The 15,007-nt window shown below is 59.1% G+C and carries 18 protein-coding genes and 1 pseudogene; 9 read left to right on the forward strand and 10 right to left on the reverse strand.

Features of this window, described 5'->3' with window-relative positions:
• Positions 1 to 154 precede the first annotated feature (154 nt).
• From AC1Q6Z_RS30905 to AC1Q6Z_RS30935, 7 genes are all read right to left on the reverse strand, one after another.
• Positions 155 to 868, reverse strand: coding sequence for a DarT1-associated NADAR antitoxin family protein (locus tag AC1Q6Z_RS30905; protein ID WP_492650204.1), 714 nt, complete (start codon positions 866 to 868; stop codon positions 155 to 157).
• A gap of 2 nt (positions 869 to 870) precedes the next feature.
• Positions 871 to 1,380 carry a DarT ssDNA thymidine ADP-ribosyltransferase family protein gene (locus AC1Q6Z_RS30910; RefSeq protein ID WP_492650205.1) on the reverse strand — a complete coding sequence of 170 codons (510 nt, stop codon included), beginning with the start codon at positions 1,378 to 1,380 and terminating at the stop codon, positions 871 to 873.
• A gap of 152 nt (positions 1,381 to 1,532) precedes the next feature.
• A complete protein-coding gene (locus AC1Q6Z_RS30915) occupies positions 1,533 to 2,210 on the reverse strand; it encodes a hypothetical protein (protein ID WP_492650206.1) in 678 nt (225 codons plus the stop codon).
• The gene (locus tag AC1Q6Z_RS30920; protein WP_492650207.1) at positions 2,158 to 5,259 is read right to left on the reverse strand and encodes an HsdM family class I SAM-dependent methyltransferase; all 3,102 of its coding nucleotides are present in this window, start codon (positions 5,257 to 5,259) and stop codon (positions 2,158 to 2,160) included. The genes AC1Q6Z_RS30915 and AC1Q6Z_RS30920 overlap by 53 nt, the downstream gene beginning before the upstream one ends.
• Before the next feature lie 93 nt (positions 5,260 to 5,352).
• Complete coding sequence (locus AC1Q6Z_RS30925; protein ID WP_492650208.1) at positions 5,353 to 5,643, reverse strand: XRE family transcriptional regulator; 291 nt, start codon at positions 5,641 to 5,643, stop codon at positions 5,353 to 5,355.
• 156 nt (positions 5,644 to 5,799) lie between these two features.
• Complete coding sequence (locus AC1Q6Z_RS30930) at positions 5,800 to 6,225, reverse strand: hypothetical protein (RefSeq protein WP_492650209.1); 426 nt, start codon at positions 6,223 to 6,225, stop codon at positions 5,800 to 5,802.
• Between the two features lie 129 nt (positions 6,226 to 6,354).
• Positions 6,355 to 6,561 (reverse strand): helix-turn-helix domain-containing protein, encoded by a 207-nt coding sequence (locus tag AC1Q6Z_RS30935; protein WP_492650210.1) that lies wholly within the window; start codon positions 6,559 to 6,561, stop codon positions 6,355 to 6,357.
• A gap of 109 nt (positions 6,562 to 6,670) precedes the next feature.
• Here AC1Q6Z_RS30935 and AC1Q6Z_RS30940 point away from each other — a divergent pair, with 109 nt between their 5' ends.
• The 3 genes from AC1Q6Z_RS30940 (at position 6,671) to AC1Q6Z_RS30950 (ending at position 8,810) form a co-directional block, all read left to right on the forward strand.
• Complete coding sequence (locus tag AC1Q6Z_RS30940; protein WP_492650211.1) at positions 6,671 to 7,180, forward strand: hypothetical protein; 510 nt, start codon at positions 6,671 to 6,673, stop codon at positions 7,178 to 7,180.
• A gap of 33 nt (positions 7,181 to 7,213) precedes the next feature.
• Complete coding sequence (locus AC1Q6Z_RS30945; protein WP_226923643.1) at positions 7,214 to 7,531, forward strand: single-stranded DNA-binding protein; 318 nt, start codon at positions 7,214 to 7,216, stop codon at positions 7,529 to 7,531.
• A 430-nt stretch (positions 7,532 to 7,961) separates the two neighbouring features.
• Positions 7,962 to 8,810 (forward strand): DUF932 domain-containing protein, encoded by an 849-nt coding sequence (locus AC1Q6Z_RS30950; RefSeq protein ID WP_492650212.1) that lies wholly within the window; start codon positions 7,962 to 7,964, stop codon positions 8,808 to 8,810.
• A 188-nt stretch (positions 8,811 to 8,998) separates the two neighbouring features.
• Here AC1Q6Z_RS30950 and AC1Q6Z_RS30955 read toward each other — a convergent pair whose 3' ends face one another.
• Positions 8,999 to 9,976 (reverse strand): antitoxin Xre/MbcA/ParS toxin-binding domain-containing protein, encoded by a 978-nt coding sequence (locus AC1Q6Z_RS30955; protein ID WP_492650213.1) that lies wholly within the window; start codon positions 9,974 to 9,976, stop codon positions 8,999 to 9,001.
• A gap of 335 nt (positions 9,977 to 10,311) precedes the next feature.
• Between AC1Q6Z_RS30955 and AC1Q6Z_RS30960 the strand changes: the two genes are divergently transcribed.
• Positions 10,312 to 10,506, forward strand: a complete 195-nt coding sequence (locus AC1Q6Z_RS30960; RefSeq protein WP_492650214.1) for a hypothetical protein — start codon at positions 10,312 to 10,314, stop codon at positions 10,504 to 10,506.
• Positions 10,507 to 10,586: 80 nt separating this feature from the next.
• On the opposite strand, the gene AC1Q6Z_RS30965 is transcribed toward AC1Q6Z_RS30960, so the two are convergent.
• Positions 10,587 to 10,889 carry a hypothetical protein gene (locus AC1Q6Z_RS30965; RefSeq protein WP_492650215.1) on the reverse strand — a complete coding sequence of 101 codons (303 nt, stop codon included), beginning with the start codon at positions 10,887 to 10,889 and terminating at the stop codon, positions 10,587 to 10,589.
• A 505-nt stretch (positions 10,890 to 11,394) separates the two neighbouring features.
• Between AC1Q6Z_RS30965 and AC1Q6Z_RS30970 the strand changes: the two genes are divergently transcribed.
• The 5 genes from AC1Q6Z_RS30970 to AC1Q6Z_RS30990 all read left to right on the forward strand — a co-directional run bounded on the left by AC1Q6Z_RS30970 (position 11,395) and on the right by AC1Q6Z_RS30990 (position 13,682).
• The gene (locus AC1Q6Z_RS30970; protein WP_492650216.1) at positions 11,395 to 11,715 is read left to right on the forward strand and encodes a DUF736 domain-containing protein; all 321 of its coding nucleotides are present in this window, start codon (positions 11,395 to 11,397) and stop codon (positions 11,713 to 11,715) included.
• Complete coding sequence (locus AC1Q6Z_RS30975) at positions 11,715 to 12,596, forward strand: hypothetical protein (protein WP_492650217.1); 882 nt, start codon at positions 11,715 to 11,717, stop codon at positions 12,594 to 12,596. Before AC1Q6Z_RS30970 ends, AC1Q6Z_RS30975 begins: the two co-directional genes overlap by 1 nt.
• A 31-nt stretch (positions 12,597 to 12,627) precedes the next feature.
• Positions 12,628 to 12,813, forward strand: coding sequence for a hypothetical protein (locus AC1Q6Z_RS30980; protein WP_492650218.1), 186 nt, complete (start codon positions 12,628 to 12,630; stop codon positions 12,811 to 12,813).
• Positions 12,810 to 13,118, forward strand: coding sequence for a hypothetical protein (locus AC1Q6Z_RS30985; protein WP_492650219.1), 309 nt, complete (start codon positions 12,810 to 12,812; stop codon positions 13,116 to 13,118). The genes AC1Q6Z_RS30980 and AC1Q6Z_RS30985 overlap by 4 nt, the downstream gene beginning before the upstream one ends.
• Positions 13,119 to 13,538: 420 nt before the next feature.
• Positions 13,539 to 13,682: a hypothetical protein gene (locus AC1Q6Z_RS30990; RefSeq protein ID WP_492650220.1), complete on the forward strand. Its 144-nt coding sequence runs from the start codon at positions 13,539 to 13,541 to the stop codon at positions 13,680 to 13,682.
• Between the two features lie 654 nt (positions 13,683 to 14,336).
• Here the strand turns inward: AC1Q6Z_RS30990 and AC1Q6Z_RS30995 are convergent.
• Positions 14,337 to 14,603: pseudogene (locus AC1Q6Z_RS30995) on the reverse strand (Y-family DNA polymerase); the annotation flags it as partial.
• Positions 14,604 to 15,007: the final 404 nt, after the last annotated feature.

Raw genomic sequence — 15,007 nt, forward strand, 5'->3', positions numbered from 1 at the left:
TGGTCGGTGTGCCGTGTGGTGACCAGTCGGACATTTCTACTTTGCAAACCGTCGGACATTCCAACTCATCCGCCACAGTTATAACGTAACGTACAAAGAGTTAATGTTCCGCATCGAACTCGCGCTCTCTACCGGCATCGATCTGTAAGATCGCCTACCCGACGTGAAAACGGGATTGCCTGACGTTAGATTGATCATCCATGGAGCGCGAGGAATGCGCAGACATTGCAGCAATGAAAGCTGTGGGCGTATCCAAGTATTGCTCCAGCTTGCCCTCACGCATTAAGGATACAAACAAGGCGCACGATTTCGCCTGACAGTTCACCGATTTCCCTGGATTGAATTCGATATCGGTGAAGCCCGCGTACTGCTTTTCACCGTCCACTCGGTTTTTCAGCCAAACTCGGTGCGGAAAAATCGCATTAAGGTAGAGCCAATCATAGAACACCGTCGTTGGTTTCAATGGAAAGTCAAAACCGTCGAATCTAAAACCTATAAGCGCACCGGAACCGCGAAGGCGTGGATCGCGTTTTGCCTCCCTTGGCTCGAAACCATAGAGATCCGTAAACGGACCGCCGTGCTCAAATATCTTGCTTCCCTGAAAGGCGTTCTCCAACGGCATATCCCCCACAGTGGTCATGACGCGAAGATGAAAGGCGCTGAGATGCCGACCGGCCACCTCGTCCGATTTACTCGAGACCTCTAATAGTGGCTCATATCCACACTTCCTTGCGGCTGCGTGCAACGAACGGATGTTCTTCTTCTTTTGGACCTCTGCGAACCCTCCCGCCCATTGGATTTCAAAATCAATCCGCCTGACGTAGCCATCTTCCTCGGTCGTGGGAATGAAGATAGGTCGCTCTGCCATGCTTAGATATTCCTTATATAAGCGAGTGGAATGACATGCGGGACTAACACCTCATACTTTTCCGCTTGTGAGAGGCGCGCTCGGATCTCTGGGTCTTTCCAATCTGTTCGAGTATACAGGATTTCGAAGTCAATGAGCGCTTCTGCATCTGTGATTGCGACAGATTCGACGCCTGCCTTGTTGGCTACATCGTTGGTAAATCGAACACCTTCCAATTGGATAACTGAGGGGTGAATTTGGAGGAAGATGGTATCCGTAATTCTCGCCTCCTGACGTGCAACGAACTCCATGGGATGGGTGTTGCGAAAGCAGAGGTGAACGTAATTCCCCATTCCTTTCAAGGCGTCTGCATCTCTGCTCCACTCATTGCCGCCGGGAGCGGGCACCTTGACGTTCTTTTGGTTAAGTTGCGATAGCGGGTAAAGCCCTCCCATTTCTTTGATTACTGGGAGGTTCCTCCGGTCTGTAAAGTGATAAAGTAGTGGTATTTTGTCCAGTCTATCGATTGCCATGGTTCCCATCCCCTCGATGGCCAATATTGTGGGCGAAAGATTTCATTCAAATATTCGGTAATGCGATGTACGTGGAATAAACAAATGCAGCCAGTCGATTGCTGTGCGCGTTGCCAATGTCGCTGTAACCGATCTGGCGTTCCTTGTTTTCGTTAGGGCCAAGCTAAGAGAGTGTGAGCCACTTCGATGACATGCCCTGGCGCACAAGCGTGCGTCGTATGAAAACGAACGGGCCGGCCGTCTGCATTCGGAGCATCCCGTTCGGACTGGAGCCCGATGGTGGTCGAGCGAAGTGCCATAATTCTCCTGACACCACGCCTTGCCCGATCCGATTTCGCGTTCATCACGTAGCCAAGCATCATCGCCAATGGCAGCCCACGGGAATACTGGCCGGTCACGAACCGCATCAGCCCTTGATCGACATATTCGCCGACCAAGGCACGCACCCCTGTATGGTACGGAACGTTGAGCCGTTTGCATTCGCAAGCCAGATAGACGTCCTCATCGTCGCCGATCGTCAGAACGAAGTCGATATTGCTTGGTGCCGATACGTTGCCATCTGAATCCGCCGCAAGCAGAGGATACTGATAAATAATACGCCCCGGCACCAGCTTCGTTCGGATCAACGCGTAAACGAGGTGCTCAGTGATGTGATCCTCGTGCGTCAGCGTATTCTTTTTGGACTGAAGCGGCGCGATGCAAATGGGCCATGCGGCCTCGACTGCCTCGGCGACGCGCTCTTCATGTCCGCGGAACTGGGGGAGCCAAGCGTTCAGATCACCGGCCAGCATGTTGACCACCGGTTTGGCTGTGGCGCGCAACGACAGCATTGAACTCGGCCGCGATCTGCTCCGCGTCCGACAAGGCCGTCGATCTTAGCCAATGCCGAAGTTGCATCGGCTTGACGAGATACATCTCGCTGCCGATCACGAAGCGAAGGTCTGGCACGACCTGCACATTTCCTGGCAGGCGAACAGGCAAGCTGGCCTGGATCGATTGAAGAAACGGCCCGACCTCGGGAGACAGGTCTTCCCTGTATTCATCGTCTGTGGACGAAAGCGTCAGTTTCAGGACGGCGACATCGCCAGACCTAGCTGCGAGCGAAGCGTGGATCGGTTGCCGGAAGCAGGGCGCAAGGGCAGCGCGAAGCGTGGCGGCATATTCCGCGCGATGCTCATACCCGCTGTTGGCCCAGATCTTCTGCAGACCGGCGCTACGGCGGGGTTGCATGGCCGGGATGATGTACTTGAACGTGTCCTCGATCAGCGCGACGTCGTGCGCGTCTAGGCCGTAATAGTCGTAGATCAGTCGATCGATGTCATCGAGAGGATCGGATTGCACAGAAAGCAATGCGTTTGTCTTCTCGACCTCCCGATCGATCAGTTGGACGATCTTCTCCTCCGCGACCGTAGCCCTTGCCGGATCGGGCATATTCGCCGGCACATCGAATGGCAGCTTCAACAGCTCACTTTGATGAACCTTGGCGCGATCCGCGCCGAGATTGGCGGTATCGTGGAAATACACCCAGGCCGCTAGGCTGCTATTCAGGACAGCGGTGAGCACCTTCGCCGAGCGCTTTTCAGCATCGGGAAAAGCGATGGCCTGAATGGAATGCTGGAATACTAAGCTTTGCTCACAATAGGACGCGCGGACGCGGCCGACGGAACGCTCAACGCCTTGCGGGATGAGGATATGCGGGCCTGCGAATCCTTCCGTGAATCCTGCACGATGGACAAGTGATGTTGCCCATGAATCTGTTTCGACCTTCGCAAGGGCGATTGGTCGAAATGCGCGGGCGTTCAGATACGGGAAACGGGTGACGATCTCCGCCGTTATCGTGTCGTAGGTAGGATCGTTCAGCCGGTCTTCCTGAGCGGGCTTGAACCCTTGCCCGATAACCCAGTCCGTGGCCCGATCGACGGTGCCGTGGGCCTTTCGGACGTCTTTGTATTCCTTGATGAGTTTGCTCAGGGCTGGGATCGTCTTCAAATACTGAAGCAGTGTTTCATCCGGCCCACGGGTCCATAGCCGGCGCTTGAATAGCGTCGGATCAGCACCGACCAGATCCGACCGAAAGCGCAGACGGTCCGCGCGCGACAAAGTCATTACGCGCTTGAGGCGTAGATTGAGATCGGCTTTTGGCACCCAATATTCGAAGCGATAGGGAGGCTGGTCTCCCGTCGAGGGTGCATAGAGAACGAACGCGGTAGGGCGCTGCGCTCCATCGAACAACTGAAAGCAGAGGTCTGACAGGTTCAAGATCCGCCGCACGCGGGTATCGCGAAGAAGTCGCCGCCGCGCGTCCTGAGCCTCTTTCGAGGTGTTGTGCAAAACACCCATCGCCGGCAACAGAAGCGCGACCAGCCCGTCGGACTTGACGACTTTCAAGGCCTTCCAGACGAAGCCCCAGGCGATATCCTTGGCAGGATCAGGGTAGCCATTGCCTTTTGCCCATGTCTGGGCGGTCGTGACCTGACCGCTCCGCCCCTTCCAGGGCGGATTCCCGATGATGGCATCGAACTTCGGCACATCCGCAGCCGCAAAGAAGTCGGACGCCGGGAGCAGAGTATCGCCATAGAGCGATGGCAGCAGCTTTCCAGCCTTCAGGAGAGCGGGAAGGTCGGGCGGGTTGGATTGTTCAAGCAGCGCTATGTAGAGGGAGAATGCTGCCACCCGCACGGCGGAGGCGTTGATGTCGCCGCCATGGAGGCGTCGCGCGATGGACTTTAGATCGCCCCATGCCGCATGACGCTTGTTGTTCACCCGGCAATGGTATGCGACCAGGCGCTGGAACAGTCGCACAAGAAATATTCCCGACCCGCATGCCGGATCGCAGAAGATGCCTTTCGCCCGTTGGTCATCAGACAGCTCGTCCCAGAGCTGGTTGACGACGACGTCGGCCAGAAACATCGGGGTATAAAATGCACCGTCAGCGCTCTTCTTCTCGGCCTCTTCCTTCAGGAAGCGGTCATAGACCGCGCTGATGAGCCCGATCGACATATACCGGAAATCATAACCCCACAGGCGAAGCTGACCGGACGCCATTTCTTCGCGTCCATGCCGGAAGCTGGCCAGCGTTCGCAAGTGCCGCACCGCTAGTTTCGGCGGTGGCGCATCGCCTGTCTCGAATGCGCAGGGGGCGTTGAAGAGGTTACCGTTGAACGCCCCCTTCAGCCAGGTGAACAGCGATTCAAAATAGGCGGGTGTATCCGCCTCCAGCATCTCTGCGAGGCTGGAGCACATCTTGTTGGATGACTCCCGGAACACATTCTCCTTGATGATCTTGCGATCTTCCAGATACGCAATGAACATCGTCTGCATCAGCAGCGCTTGGGCGGCTTCGCCGCCGAGGTCTTCGCGCATATCGCGAAATGCCTCCAGCAGGTTCGACAGCAATACGCTATCAACGCGATCGTCCGGGTCAAAAAACGTGTCGTTCTCGAACCAGAAGCGGCCGGATTCCGTGGCATCGATGAGTTCACGGAGCTTCAGCGCGTCCGAGAGAAGCGATAGCGTCGTGATTACGCGGGGATCGGATCGCTGACCCTCCTGGCGTTCGAACGGCCTCTGAACAAGGGAATAGGCGACAAGTTCGTCCTCCTTGAGGACGAGCAGCAGGCTCATCAGGCCCTGGTTCCAGAGTATCCGGTGCAGTTCGTCGATCCGCGCAAGCGGTACGTCGGGCTCGTTCAGAAATCCGACAGTCGGCACGCCCTCGATGCAGAAGACGCCGGCGAGACCGAGATCGGTCAAAGCGAAGCAGATCGCGTCCCTATGCGGGCCTGGCTCGACTTCCGCGGCGGCGGTGTAAAATTCGGGAGCTACCCGGCGCTGAAGAGCGAGCGCCTCTCTCCAATGCGAGGCGAAGCCGTCAGCCATGCTTCACCTCCTCTAGGCTCATGCGGTGGGCATTCCTATCGTACAAATTAGAACAAATCAAGAACGATACGACCTTGTGGACTGCACAGCCGCTCACTTGTCCAACTCCAGTACCCCTTGCGGGTCGCCGGCGAACTTGCCGGACTTTGCTGCACCGCGCGGCTTCTTCCTGGCGGGTTCGAGACGCTCGAAAATTGGACCGTAATCGATATTCCGGCTCGACAGTTCGGCGAGAAGACTGGCAATTACGGCAAGATGCACGGGTATCTCACCACTTCTCTTGTTGTTCGATACCGAGTTCGGCTGCATGCCCATAAGTTCCGCAAAGCGCCGGACGGTCAGTCCTGCCTTATTCAGCTCCGTGATGAAGTCGTCGTATGTCACAGCGCCGATCACCCATGATTTAATGAGTGTAGCACATAAAATTATGTGTCTACAATTGGGTTGTTTCGAAAGAATAAAGCTCGCGGCCGGCGTTGGCTGGCCCAATTGCGGATTGCGACTACCGGAAGAAGTCAACAGGCCCTACCAGATCGCACTCTATTTCGCGGGCTTGCAAATCAGTGGTCGAAGCTCCTGCACGATGACACCAGCCTTCGGCGAAAGCATCGCGCCGATCCAGTTGTCGGAAAATGTCCCCGCCGCATCGGCCGGTGACAGCCAGATGACCTCGTTTGTATCGAGTTCGATTTTCACCTCACTGCCGATCGGACTGCCGGCGACAGTCTGGACGTAGTGGCGCTTGATCGGATGGGGCTTTCCCTCGGCGTCAATCAGTAGATTCTCGCGATATGCCATTTCGATCTTGCCGCCCCCCCCGCTCGACTCGCAATCGGTTGCCCGTTCGCATCGGATGACCGAGGAATAAGTGCAGGACCAGGTGAAGCCGCTACGCCACATCGGATTGTCCGCAGCCCATGCGGTAGGTGCCATCACCACCAGCACCGAGATCAGTCGATACTTCAAGATTCGCCATCCTTCAGTTGGCTCGAACGTCAGGTTCGGCCGTGAACATGCAGGGATGACGATAAAATATAATTTACGTTATGCGCAACGAAATCGTCGCGACGTCCGAATTGGACGTATCCACAAGACTCAACTGTCGTCCGATTTCATACCAAGCATCAGGTCTTGCAGAGGCACCTTCAGATTGGTGCTTATCCGCGTGATGACCTGAAGGGATGGATTCGCCGTCGCATCGAGAATCTGGAAATAATAGGGCGTTGTGATCTCACAAAGCTTCACCAGCTCCTTCTTTGTCAGGCCGCGCTTCTCCCGCTCACGCTCCATGACGATCGCCATGTTTCGCAGGATCATCGTCCCAAGGTCTGTATCGGCCTTCTTGCGTTTGCTCGGTGCCATAGAATAAACTATAATTTACTCGTTCGTGTTTTTGATGAGAGAGTTGCCGATGTCAGCCAAAGCCTCGCCTGCCAACGTCATCGCCGGGATCCTCCTGGCGGTCGTCATGCTGCCCACGCCCGCTACAGTGAGCGAATGGGGCTGCGAGGTTCTGTTGTGTGCTTCGTCTTCCAACCCGTCCTGGAGGGGTGTACCGGCTTGCCATCCGCCGATGAACCGGCTGATCTCCGCGATGAAGAAACCGGGCTTCGACTGGCCGACCTGCCCGGAAGGCGGAACGGGAGAGCCGGGCTATCAGAGATATGCGGAGTGCCCGGAGGGCTATCAGGTCGGGAGCAGCAGGGACCGCAACGGCTTCGCCAGGGAAGGCGATCTGTGCGTCAAGACAGTCAACGTTTGCCAGGGCAATACGCACGGTCTTTATAACTCTGATCGGCAGCGGAGCTGCATACAAACGGTCTCCATGTCTCGACCGCTCAGGTCAGAGCCTTACTTCTTCGACATCAAGAATGACACCCTTGGCCAAACCGAGCGGCATTGGTTCGAGTTGCACAAATAACCGGATTTCAGCGGTTAAGGAAGGTTTAAATCCATGCGGACTGTCAACCGTCACACCCTGCTCGGCCACGTCGGCAACATCATAAAGCTCAAGAATGTGCTAAAGGTGAACATCGCCACCAATCGCGAATGGCAGGCCGACGGCGATCGAAAAACCGCCACCGACTGGGCACAGGTGACGATCCTCGACAGGAAGCAGGCCGAGTGGATCGAAGAAAATGTCGGGCCGGGCGATCTCGTCTATGTCGAGTCCCGGATCTCGAATTCCAGCTACGAGCGGGACGGGGAACAGGTTTACACCACCGACGTCATCGCGCAGCTCTTTAATCTCCTCTCGAAGAAACCATCCTGACCACAATTTGTCGGCCACCGCCCGTTCCGGTCGGCCGCGCTCTATGCGAAGCACGAAGCCGGCCTGCGGCCGTCTCCGCCGATCCCGGTGACGATCGCTTGTCCACTCGGTGGCTATGCCCCCGGCACTGAGGCCCGACCGGGCCATATCTCTGTTTCCGCCCCATGACAGCGCCGGCCGTTCGGATCAAGGGGCAGGCGCGGCACAGCCGCTTGTCGCGCCGGCAAAAAAACGGCTTTCCGCCTGCGGCCGAACCTTCCGTTTTTTCCCCGTCACGACCCCTTGACCCGACCGACCGTCGCCGCAGGGCGGGCTGCGCCCTCCCCGCTCCGTCCGGGGGAATGTCAGAGGCCATTCCCCCGGAAAGACCGGGGAGGCTTCGCCCAAGGGGGCTTCCCCCTCGGGAAACGGGAAAAACAGGAGACAGAAAATGAGCATCTACACCGAGACCGCCCGTTTCGACACCGGCCGCGCCCTGACCGAAACCGAAATGCGCCGCATCGCGCCGTCGATCTTTGCCGTGACCGCCCATGAGAGCCGGTCCGAGCGTTTCAAACCCATCCCGACCATCGAGGTGCTGCGCGGCCTCATGAACGAAGGTTTCATGCCGGTCGGTGCCAAGCAGTCGCGCAGCCGCACCGAAGGCAAGGCCGATTTCACCAAGCACCTTATTCGCATGCGCCGCGTCGATGACGGCAAGGTCTACAATGTCGGGGATACCGTTTGCGAAATCCTCCTGAAAAACGCCAATGACGGAACCAGCGCCTACGAACTGATGGCCGGGCTTTTCCGGGTGCGGTGCCTCAATTCCCTCGTGACGCAGACCGGCACCATAGACGCCATCAAGGTCCGCCATTCCGGGGACGTGCAGCACAAGGTCATCGAGGGAACCTATCGCGTTCTCGGCGAGGCCGAACGCACCCTTGCCGCTCCGCAGGATTGGTCGACCATGCGCATGAACCCCGAGGAGGCGAGAATTCTGGCAGATGCCGCCCATGTTCTCCGCTTCGGAGACAATGAAGGCGAGACGACCACGCCGATCAAGCCGGAGCAGTTGCTTGTCCCGCGCCGTCACGACGACCGCGCCAACGATCTGTGGACGACGTGGAACGTGGTGCAAGAAAACGCGATCAAGGGTGGTTTGCGCGGCGTCGGCCGCGACGATCTCGGCAGGCCGCGCCGTGCAACCTCCCGTGCCGTCAACGGCATCGATCAGGATATCAAGCTCAACAAGGCCCTGTGGCTGCTCGGAGAAAGGATGGCCGCGCTGAAGGCGTAAGCATCGCATCTATTGTTGCTAAAGGGACGCCTGGCCGTAAGGTCGGGCGTCCCTTTGCATTTGCGAAACCGCGAGTTCGGTCAGCTCCTGTAGCCGTGTGCCTGCCCCTCGCCGCATCGAGCGGCGCGGTCCAGGACGAAGGGCGCCCCAAAGCCCCGCCCCTCGAACTCCCTTCCCGCCCATAGCTATTAGGATTTCGAGGACAAACCGTCCCGATCGCCCACCTTGTCGAGCTGGCCGCGAATATAGGCGTCGATGTAGTCGAAGACTTCCACCGCGCCAGCATCCGTCTCAATCAGGTCGATCGGCCGCCGACCGCCGAGATGGGCGTTTGCTTGGCGCGCCCATTTCAGGATTTCGCCATCGGTGCGCAGCACCGGGCGTGCCATATCCAGCATTGTCGCGAGATGGTGCGGCTTCGCATACCATGAATGCGGCTTTATGCTCGCACGGCGTCGGCCAGGGACGACATCCGGCAGTTGCGACGCGCGCAGTTCGTCCTCCGTGATATGCCGCCGGACCCAATGGGCCAGCTTTGCCAGCGAGACGTTGGCTTCCCGCTCGAGGTCGCCACCAGCGCCAACCTTGCGAGTCGGTATAACCAGGCCACGGACAATATGCGGGCAACGCGCCTCCAGCATTTCCAGGGCCGGCGCAAGGTCCGTATCGTTGGTGACGAGCACCACCTGGTCGATCTCTCCGCTGAGGGCGTCATCATAAAGCTGGAGCGCCAGATTCACATCCGACTGCTTCTCCTCCAGCTTCCAGACCTGGATCTTGTCGCAATCGCGCGGCCACCGTTTCGGGTCGTCGGCTGGAACAATATGCTGGTTGGCCTTGTAGAGGGAATAGTGACCCATCACGAAAGAAAGCCGGCCGCCGCAATGCGACGTCAGCGCATTGTGATAGTGGGCCTGCGACGAGACCGAATCCTCGCCCTTGGAAGCACTCTCGATGATCTTGGCGGTGAAATACTTGATCGCGCAGTCCGGATGCAGGGCCATCGTTGCCGGATCGGCTTCCGGCGCCGCGCGATAGAGGATTGTCGGCAGAATTTGCGTCTCGAACAGGCCCAGGACGTCAAGCCATTTGAACGCCGTCTTGCGCAGGCAGCCGTAATAAAGATTGTAGCCGTCGATATAGACGCGTGTTCTTAACGCCGGCACTCCTTGCCCCCAAGACATAAAAAAACCGGCTTGCGCCGGCTTTTTCCCCCAACCGCCCGGAGCCCATGTCTCTCAGGATGCTGGGTTAGTTGTTAGCTCTCAACATAGTGTCATGGGCCTCGCTCGTCAACCGGTTTTGACCGTCGCCTATGCGTTTGAACCAGCGATTTCGCCGTAATTTCTCGTAAAATAGACATTCTACAATCAATCTGCAAGCAGTCACCAACTGCCCTGGTCACGGTCGAGAGCCGGAGAATAGGTCAGCGGCGGTTGCGGTCCGTCCGGATGCCGTTGAGCGGGCGTAATCTTACGCTCTATCTTTTGGAGCCTCGACCATGCGTCTTGAAGTGCTCGTAGCCGGCCTGATCATGGCCTTGATCGCCCACAACTGCAAATGCCGAAATCGCGGCGTCTTGTTCAAACGCGGCGAGACATCCTGCCTTCTTGTCGACGGCGGCTCCTATCTCGCGCTGCGAGATGAAGCTGAACCTTTCGTCCTGGACCATGCTTCAGGATGGGTTGCCCATTGACCGAACGGGTGCTGCCGAGACCGACGCTGTTCAACTGATCGCTACTTCGGACGGCGTCGGAGGCGTTGTGTAGGGTGAAACTAGCCCTCACCGATCGTCTCGATGACCGCGCGGTCCTTGACGATGGCGGCAAAACCATCGTTCAGCGAAGCCATGACCGCCGCGGCCGTCATCGGGACGGTTTCGATCCTTTCCAGGCAAAGCGGGCTATCGTTGGGATCGCGACCAGCCTGCAGATGAGCACGCAAGTCCAGCAAGGCCTGCTTCGCCATGTCCCTGTCCTCGTAGAAATAGGGCGGCACGGAAGGGTCGTCCCAGCAATGTTCGCCAGGGCGCGATTTGGCGGCCACGGTATAGAGGATGAGGGTTGGCGCCGTCTCCATTGCATTTCTCCTTCAGCGATAAATCCCTGTCGGAACGGAGCGTAGCTGCAGGTTTGACGCAGGCAACTCGCAGAAATGCGAGTTGGGCCACCGCCCGTTCCGGTCGGCCGCGCTCTATGCGAGCACGGAGACAGCCTTCGGCCGTCTCCGCCGATCCCGGTGATGATCGCTTGTCCAGTCGGTGGCTATGCCCCCGGCACTGAGGCCCGTCGCCGGGCCGCATCTCTGTTTCCGCCCCATGACAGCGCCGGCTGTTCGGATCAAGGGGCAGGCGCGGCACAGCCGCTTGTCGCGCCGGCAAAAAAACGGCTTTCCGCCTGCGGCCGAACCTTCCGTTTTTTCCCCGTCACGACCCCTTGACCCGACCGGCCGTCGCCGCAGGGCGGGCTTTCGCCCTCCCCGCTCCGTCCGGGGGAATGTCAGAGGCCATTCCCCCGGAAAGACCGGGGAGGCTTCGCCCGAAAGGGGCTTCCCCTTCGGGAAACGTAAACTCAGGAGACAGACCATGACCGAACTCGCAAACTTCATCCGCATCAGCGAAGACAACACGATCAGCGGCAACATTGCCTCGATCTCTTACGACCTCGATATCACCGGCGAGGCCTTCACCAGCACCAACGCAAAAGCGCCGGTCTACCGCCTTTTTGCCAAGTCCCCGCGTGGTCGGCGCATCGAAGTCGGCGGCATCTGGAAGAAAAAGAACCAGACCGGCGGCGACTATCTCAGCCTCTCCGTCAGCACGGGGCACGGCAGGCTCAATGCCAATCTCGGCCGCTTCCCCGGTCAGGACGACGAAGACCTGATGGCGGTCATCCCGTGGGACTGATGGCACCACCGAAACACCTGATGACCGAGGGGGATCGTTCCCCTTCGGCGCACCGGGAAACCTTCGACGACGATTTCAAGGATGTCATCATGGATGCCCCCAACATCGACACGCTCGGCGTTGCGCTGGTGGAGAAGGGCTTCGCGCCCAACCTCGCCCTTCTCGACATCAACAATTCCCTGTCGGTCCCGCAAAGTTTCGACATGCCAGCGCCGTGGAGCCTGCCGTCGCGCATGTTCCGCTTTCCAATCGAGGTTTGCCGCCCCGATGACGATCAGCCGCGCACCCTCGGCCTTCGCCATCCCCTCTTGGCCGATCATCCCTACGTTCGGCATGTTGAGACCCGGCTGGGTTTCGAGATCGCGCGCAGCGGCGCGCCGAACCGTCACGGCTATTCCACCGGGCCGACCGCCCGCTGGTGGCATGCCGTCGATCTGGTCATGGCGGGGAAATGGCGCGAATTGCTGGAAACGCGAGAATTCACCGAGCGGGATTGCATCATGCAGGCCGTCGCCTTCGGGTGCCGCTACTCCCATCACGAGGACAAGAAGGCATCCGGCTATCTCTCCATCCCAGACGCCCGAAAGGTCATGGACGCAGTCGGTTCGAAAGAACCCGGCGAACATAGCGCGACGATCCGCACCTTCTCGGCCCCGAGCCTTTGCCGTCAGGAAAAGGGCGCGGAGCATTGGCCGATCAATACCGGCCGCCTGTCGGCCGAGGCCGTGGCATGGGGAATGATTTTCGGTATCGAGGATGGCTGGTTTCGCCATGACCGCGCCGGTTTCCTCCAATGGTCCGAGCTGGGGCGCGAGCGTTATGCGGCGGGCGATAGCGCCTCATATGTGCAGGCAAGCGGTCAAGCCGCCTTCGCCTTCTAGGCACTGGTCCAAGCGAGGAAGGAAAACCCCCATGGGTAAGCAGGCCGTTACCATTATCCAGACATTCCGCACCGAGCGCCGGATCACCGTGGAGGTCGATGCGGCCGATCACGAAAGCGCCATCGAGGAATTCGAGAGTGGCAGCGCCGAGGTTCCTGCCTTTGACGATCCGAGGTGGAAGACGGAGTGGAATTTGCAAAGCGAGGACTACGAATGAGCCGCTATACGATCACCCTCCTGAAAGGCGAGAGAACGGACGACGAGGCTGTCATCGGATTCGACCCGCCGTTGCGCACCTTCTTCCTTCAGGGCTTCGACACGGACGACGATTTCGGCTCGCCGGAAATCTGGCTCGGCACGCTCCTGGAGGAATTTCCGACCTTCGAAGGGATCATCGAGGCGGCGCGCAGTCGCGGCTATGAGATTCGCGGCCTTGAGCGCGCCGCCATGATTACGCTTCTGGCGGAGGCGGGCCATCGCTACGAGCCTTCCATCGCCGAGAAGCTTGGTTTCATCCTGTAGTTTCCCCCCTGCCCCGCCCTCATCTCGGAGGGGCAGGACCGCTTTTGACCGATGGCGTCCGCATCGAGCGGGCGCGCATCGGTTCGAGGGGAGCCCTCTCCCCTCCCCTCGCTCTCCCCTTCCCGCCCAAGCCTCGCAAATCGGCCATGCCTGGCTAGATGCGGGCGTTTCCGGATCCTGGTACAGAGGTAGCTAGCGTCGATTGTGCCTTTCAGCGGACCTCGCAGGTTCATAGGTTTAAGCGGAAGGGCGGAATCTTAAAAATAGATTCGTTTTGATTCAAAGACTTACACTATCCGGTCTAGACCGATTTGCGGCGCCGAGCGCGCACACCCCCTTGGCGAGCCTCTGTGGTGTGATATTTTCCGCAGCAAGCAGCCCGGTTCTTTCACGTTTTCTTTTGGTGAAAGGACCAACACGATGCAGCCCCTCAACAAGCTCAATCTCGAAGTCGTCGGCATCAGCGTTGGTGTTGAGGGCTACTTCGCCATCTCCGCCGTTCTCTTGACCTTTCTTGTGGCAGCGGCGGGCTTTTTGGCGGGTCGTAAGCTTGGCTGGTGGTGACGGTTTGCCATTGCCGCAAAGCAAAGGGCAGCTTGTCCGCGCGCTTTTCTTTCTGCCTGTGTCCCGGTGATGATGCCCGTTTTCCAGCCGCAGCGCCGTGGGACGGCGCGGCCGCGGCCGCAGCGAGCCGCAGGCGAGCGGAGCAGGCGGAGGAAACCCGCGCTCCCCAACAGCGCTGTAGGGTTTTCCGGAGCCTCGTGGGAAACGGGCGGTTTTCCATGATGGTGATTTTCTTCGGTATCCTGGTGGGGCACTGCCCGTTCCGGTTGGGTGCGCTCTATGCGAAGCATAGAGCCAGACTTCGGCCGTCTCCGCCGTTTGCCTGTCCCTTGCCGCATCGAGCGGCGCGGAGCAGGGCGAGGGGTGCCCCGAAGCCCCACCCCTCGAACACCCCTGCCCGCCGAAGAAAAAGCGGAGCGCTGCGAGCGGGCGCAGTCGGTCCCGGCTCGCCCTGCGGGCCGCTATGCTGAGCCTCCTGCGGCTGCGCTCCGTCCGCTCTCGCGCGACGAGAATTCCCGAAATCCCGCCCACGGGCGGCGCGATGCTGATTTCTCCGATGCTCTTCATCGTTAGAGGACAGCGCCTGCTCGTTTCACATCGCGGCGGCGCGTCCCGCGCGCTACGCGCCCCCTCCCCCGGCGCGGCGTCGCTGCGCTACGCCCGCCCGCCCACAAAGCCTCTCGATTTGCGCCATGGAAAGCGTCTGGCCGTAGCAGCCGCGTTCTTGTAGCTTGCCTTTGCCGCGATCTCGTCGTGATACAGTTGCGACAGGTCCAGCTTTTGCGGCACGACGCTTCGGTCGGGACAAATCTGCTTGACCTCCTGGATCGACACTACGTTCTTGACGCCGGCGGCTTTTGCGTCCCTCGGACAGACCATGACGGCTATGCGGCCGGTTCTCGCAAACGGCATAACACCGACCGGGCGACCGCGCTCCCGCCTGTTGCTCCATCGAGGCGAAAGCCCAACGAAATCAAGATGAGCCGCTCGATATCGTCAAGTTTTCGCAGGGTCGGCTCCGCTGGAATGGGCGAGCAGAGTCTACCCACGCACAGTGACGTGCATAGGAATAATTGCTCGGAATGAGCATATGTTCCCTATTTGTTCTTGTTCCCATTTGGAGTCAATCCGTCTCGTATCGAGCATTGTGGATGGGAGGGGCCAACGCCCGTTCCGGTCGGCCGCGCTCTATGCGAAGCACGAAGCCGGCTTGCGGCCGTCTCCGCCGATCCCGGTAACGATCGCTTGTCCAACGGGCGCTACGCGCCCGAAGGGGAGGCCCGTTCCGGGCCGCGTTCCTGTTTCCGCCCCATGACAGCGCCGGC

Source organism: Shinella sp. GW835-FHT14H05, from assembly GCF_058793575.1.

What these genes read in the sequence shown, in the direction of transcription:
- AC1Q6Z_RS30945 (WP_226923643.1), top strand. Translation starts at nt 7,214, where the DNA reads ATGCGGACTGTCAACCGTCACACCCTGCTCGGCCACGTCGGCAACATC.
- AC1Q6Z_RS30910 (WP_492650205.1), bottom strand. Translation starts at nt 1,380, where the DNA reads ATGGCAATCGATAGACTGGACAAAATACCACTACTTTATCACTTTACA.
- AC1Q6Z_RS30935 (WP_492650210.1), bottom strand. Translation starts at nt 6,561, where the DNA reads ATGGCGATCGTCATGGAGCGTGAGCGGGAGAAGCGCGGCCTGACAAAG.
- AC1Q6Z_RS30940 (WP_492650211.1), top strand. Translation starts at nt 6,671, where the DNA reads ATGTCAGCCAAAGCCTCGCCTGCCAACGTCATCGCCGGGATCCTCCTG.
- AC1Q6Z_RS30970 (WP_492650216.1), top strand. Translation starts at nt 11,395, where the DNA reads ATGACCGAACTCGCAAACTTCATCCGCATCAGCGAAGACAACACGATC.
- AC1Q6Z_RS30915 (WP_492650206.1), bottom strand. Translation starts at nt 2,210, where the DNA reads ATGCTGTCGTTGCGCGCCACAGCCAAACCGGTGGTCAACATGCTGGCC.
- AC1Q6Z_RS30975 (WP_492650217.1), top strand. Translation starts at nt 11,715, where the DNA reads ATGGCACCACCGAAACACCTGATGACCGAGGGGGATCGTTCCCCTTCG.
- AC1Q6Z_RS30980 (WP_492650218.1), top strand. Translation starts at nt 12,628, where the DNA reads ATGGGTAAGCAGGCCGTTACCATTATCCAGACATTCCGCACCGAGCGC.
- AC1Q6Z_RS30920 (WP_492650207.1), bottom strand. Translation starts at nt 5,259, where the DNA reads ATGGCTGACGGCTTCGCCTCGCATTGGAGAGAGGCGCTCGCTCTTCAG.
- AC1Q6Z_RS30950 (WP_492650212.1), top strand. Translation starts at nt 7,962, where the DNA reads ATGAGCATCTACACCGAGACCGCCCGTTTCGACACCGGCCGCGCCCTG.
- AC1Q6Z_RS30960 (WP_492650214.1), top strand. Translation starts at nt 10,312, where the DNA reads ATGCGTCTTGAAGTGCTCGTAGCCGGCCTGATCATGGCCTTGATCGCC.
- AC1Q6Z_RS30965 (WP_492650215.1), bottom strand. Translation starts at nt 10,889, where the DNA reads ATGGAGACGGCGCCAACCCTCATCCTCTATACCGTGGCCGCCAAATCG.
- AC1Q6Z_RS30990 (WP_492650220.1), top strand. Translation starts at nt 13,539, where the DNA reads ATGCAGCCCCTCAACAAGCTCAATCTCGAAGTCGTCGGCATCAGCGTT.
- AC1Q6Z_RS30985 (WP_492650219.1), top strand. Translation starts at nt 12,810, where the DNA reads ATGAGCCGCTATACGATCACCCTCCTGAAAGGCGAGAGAACGGACGAC.
- AC1Q6Z_RS30905 (WP_492650204.1), bottom strand. Translation starts at nt 868, where the DNA reads ATGGCAGAGCGACCTATCTTCATTCCCACGACCGAGGAAGATGGCTAC.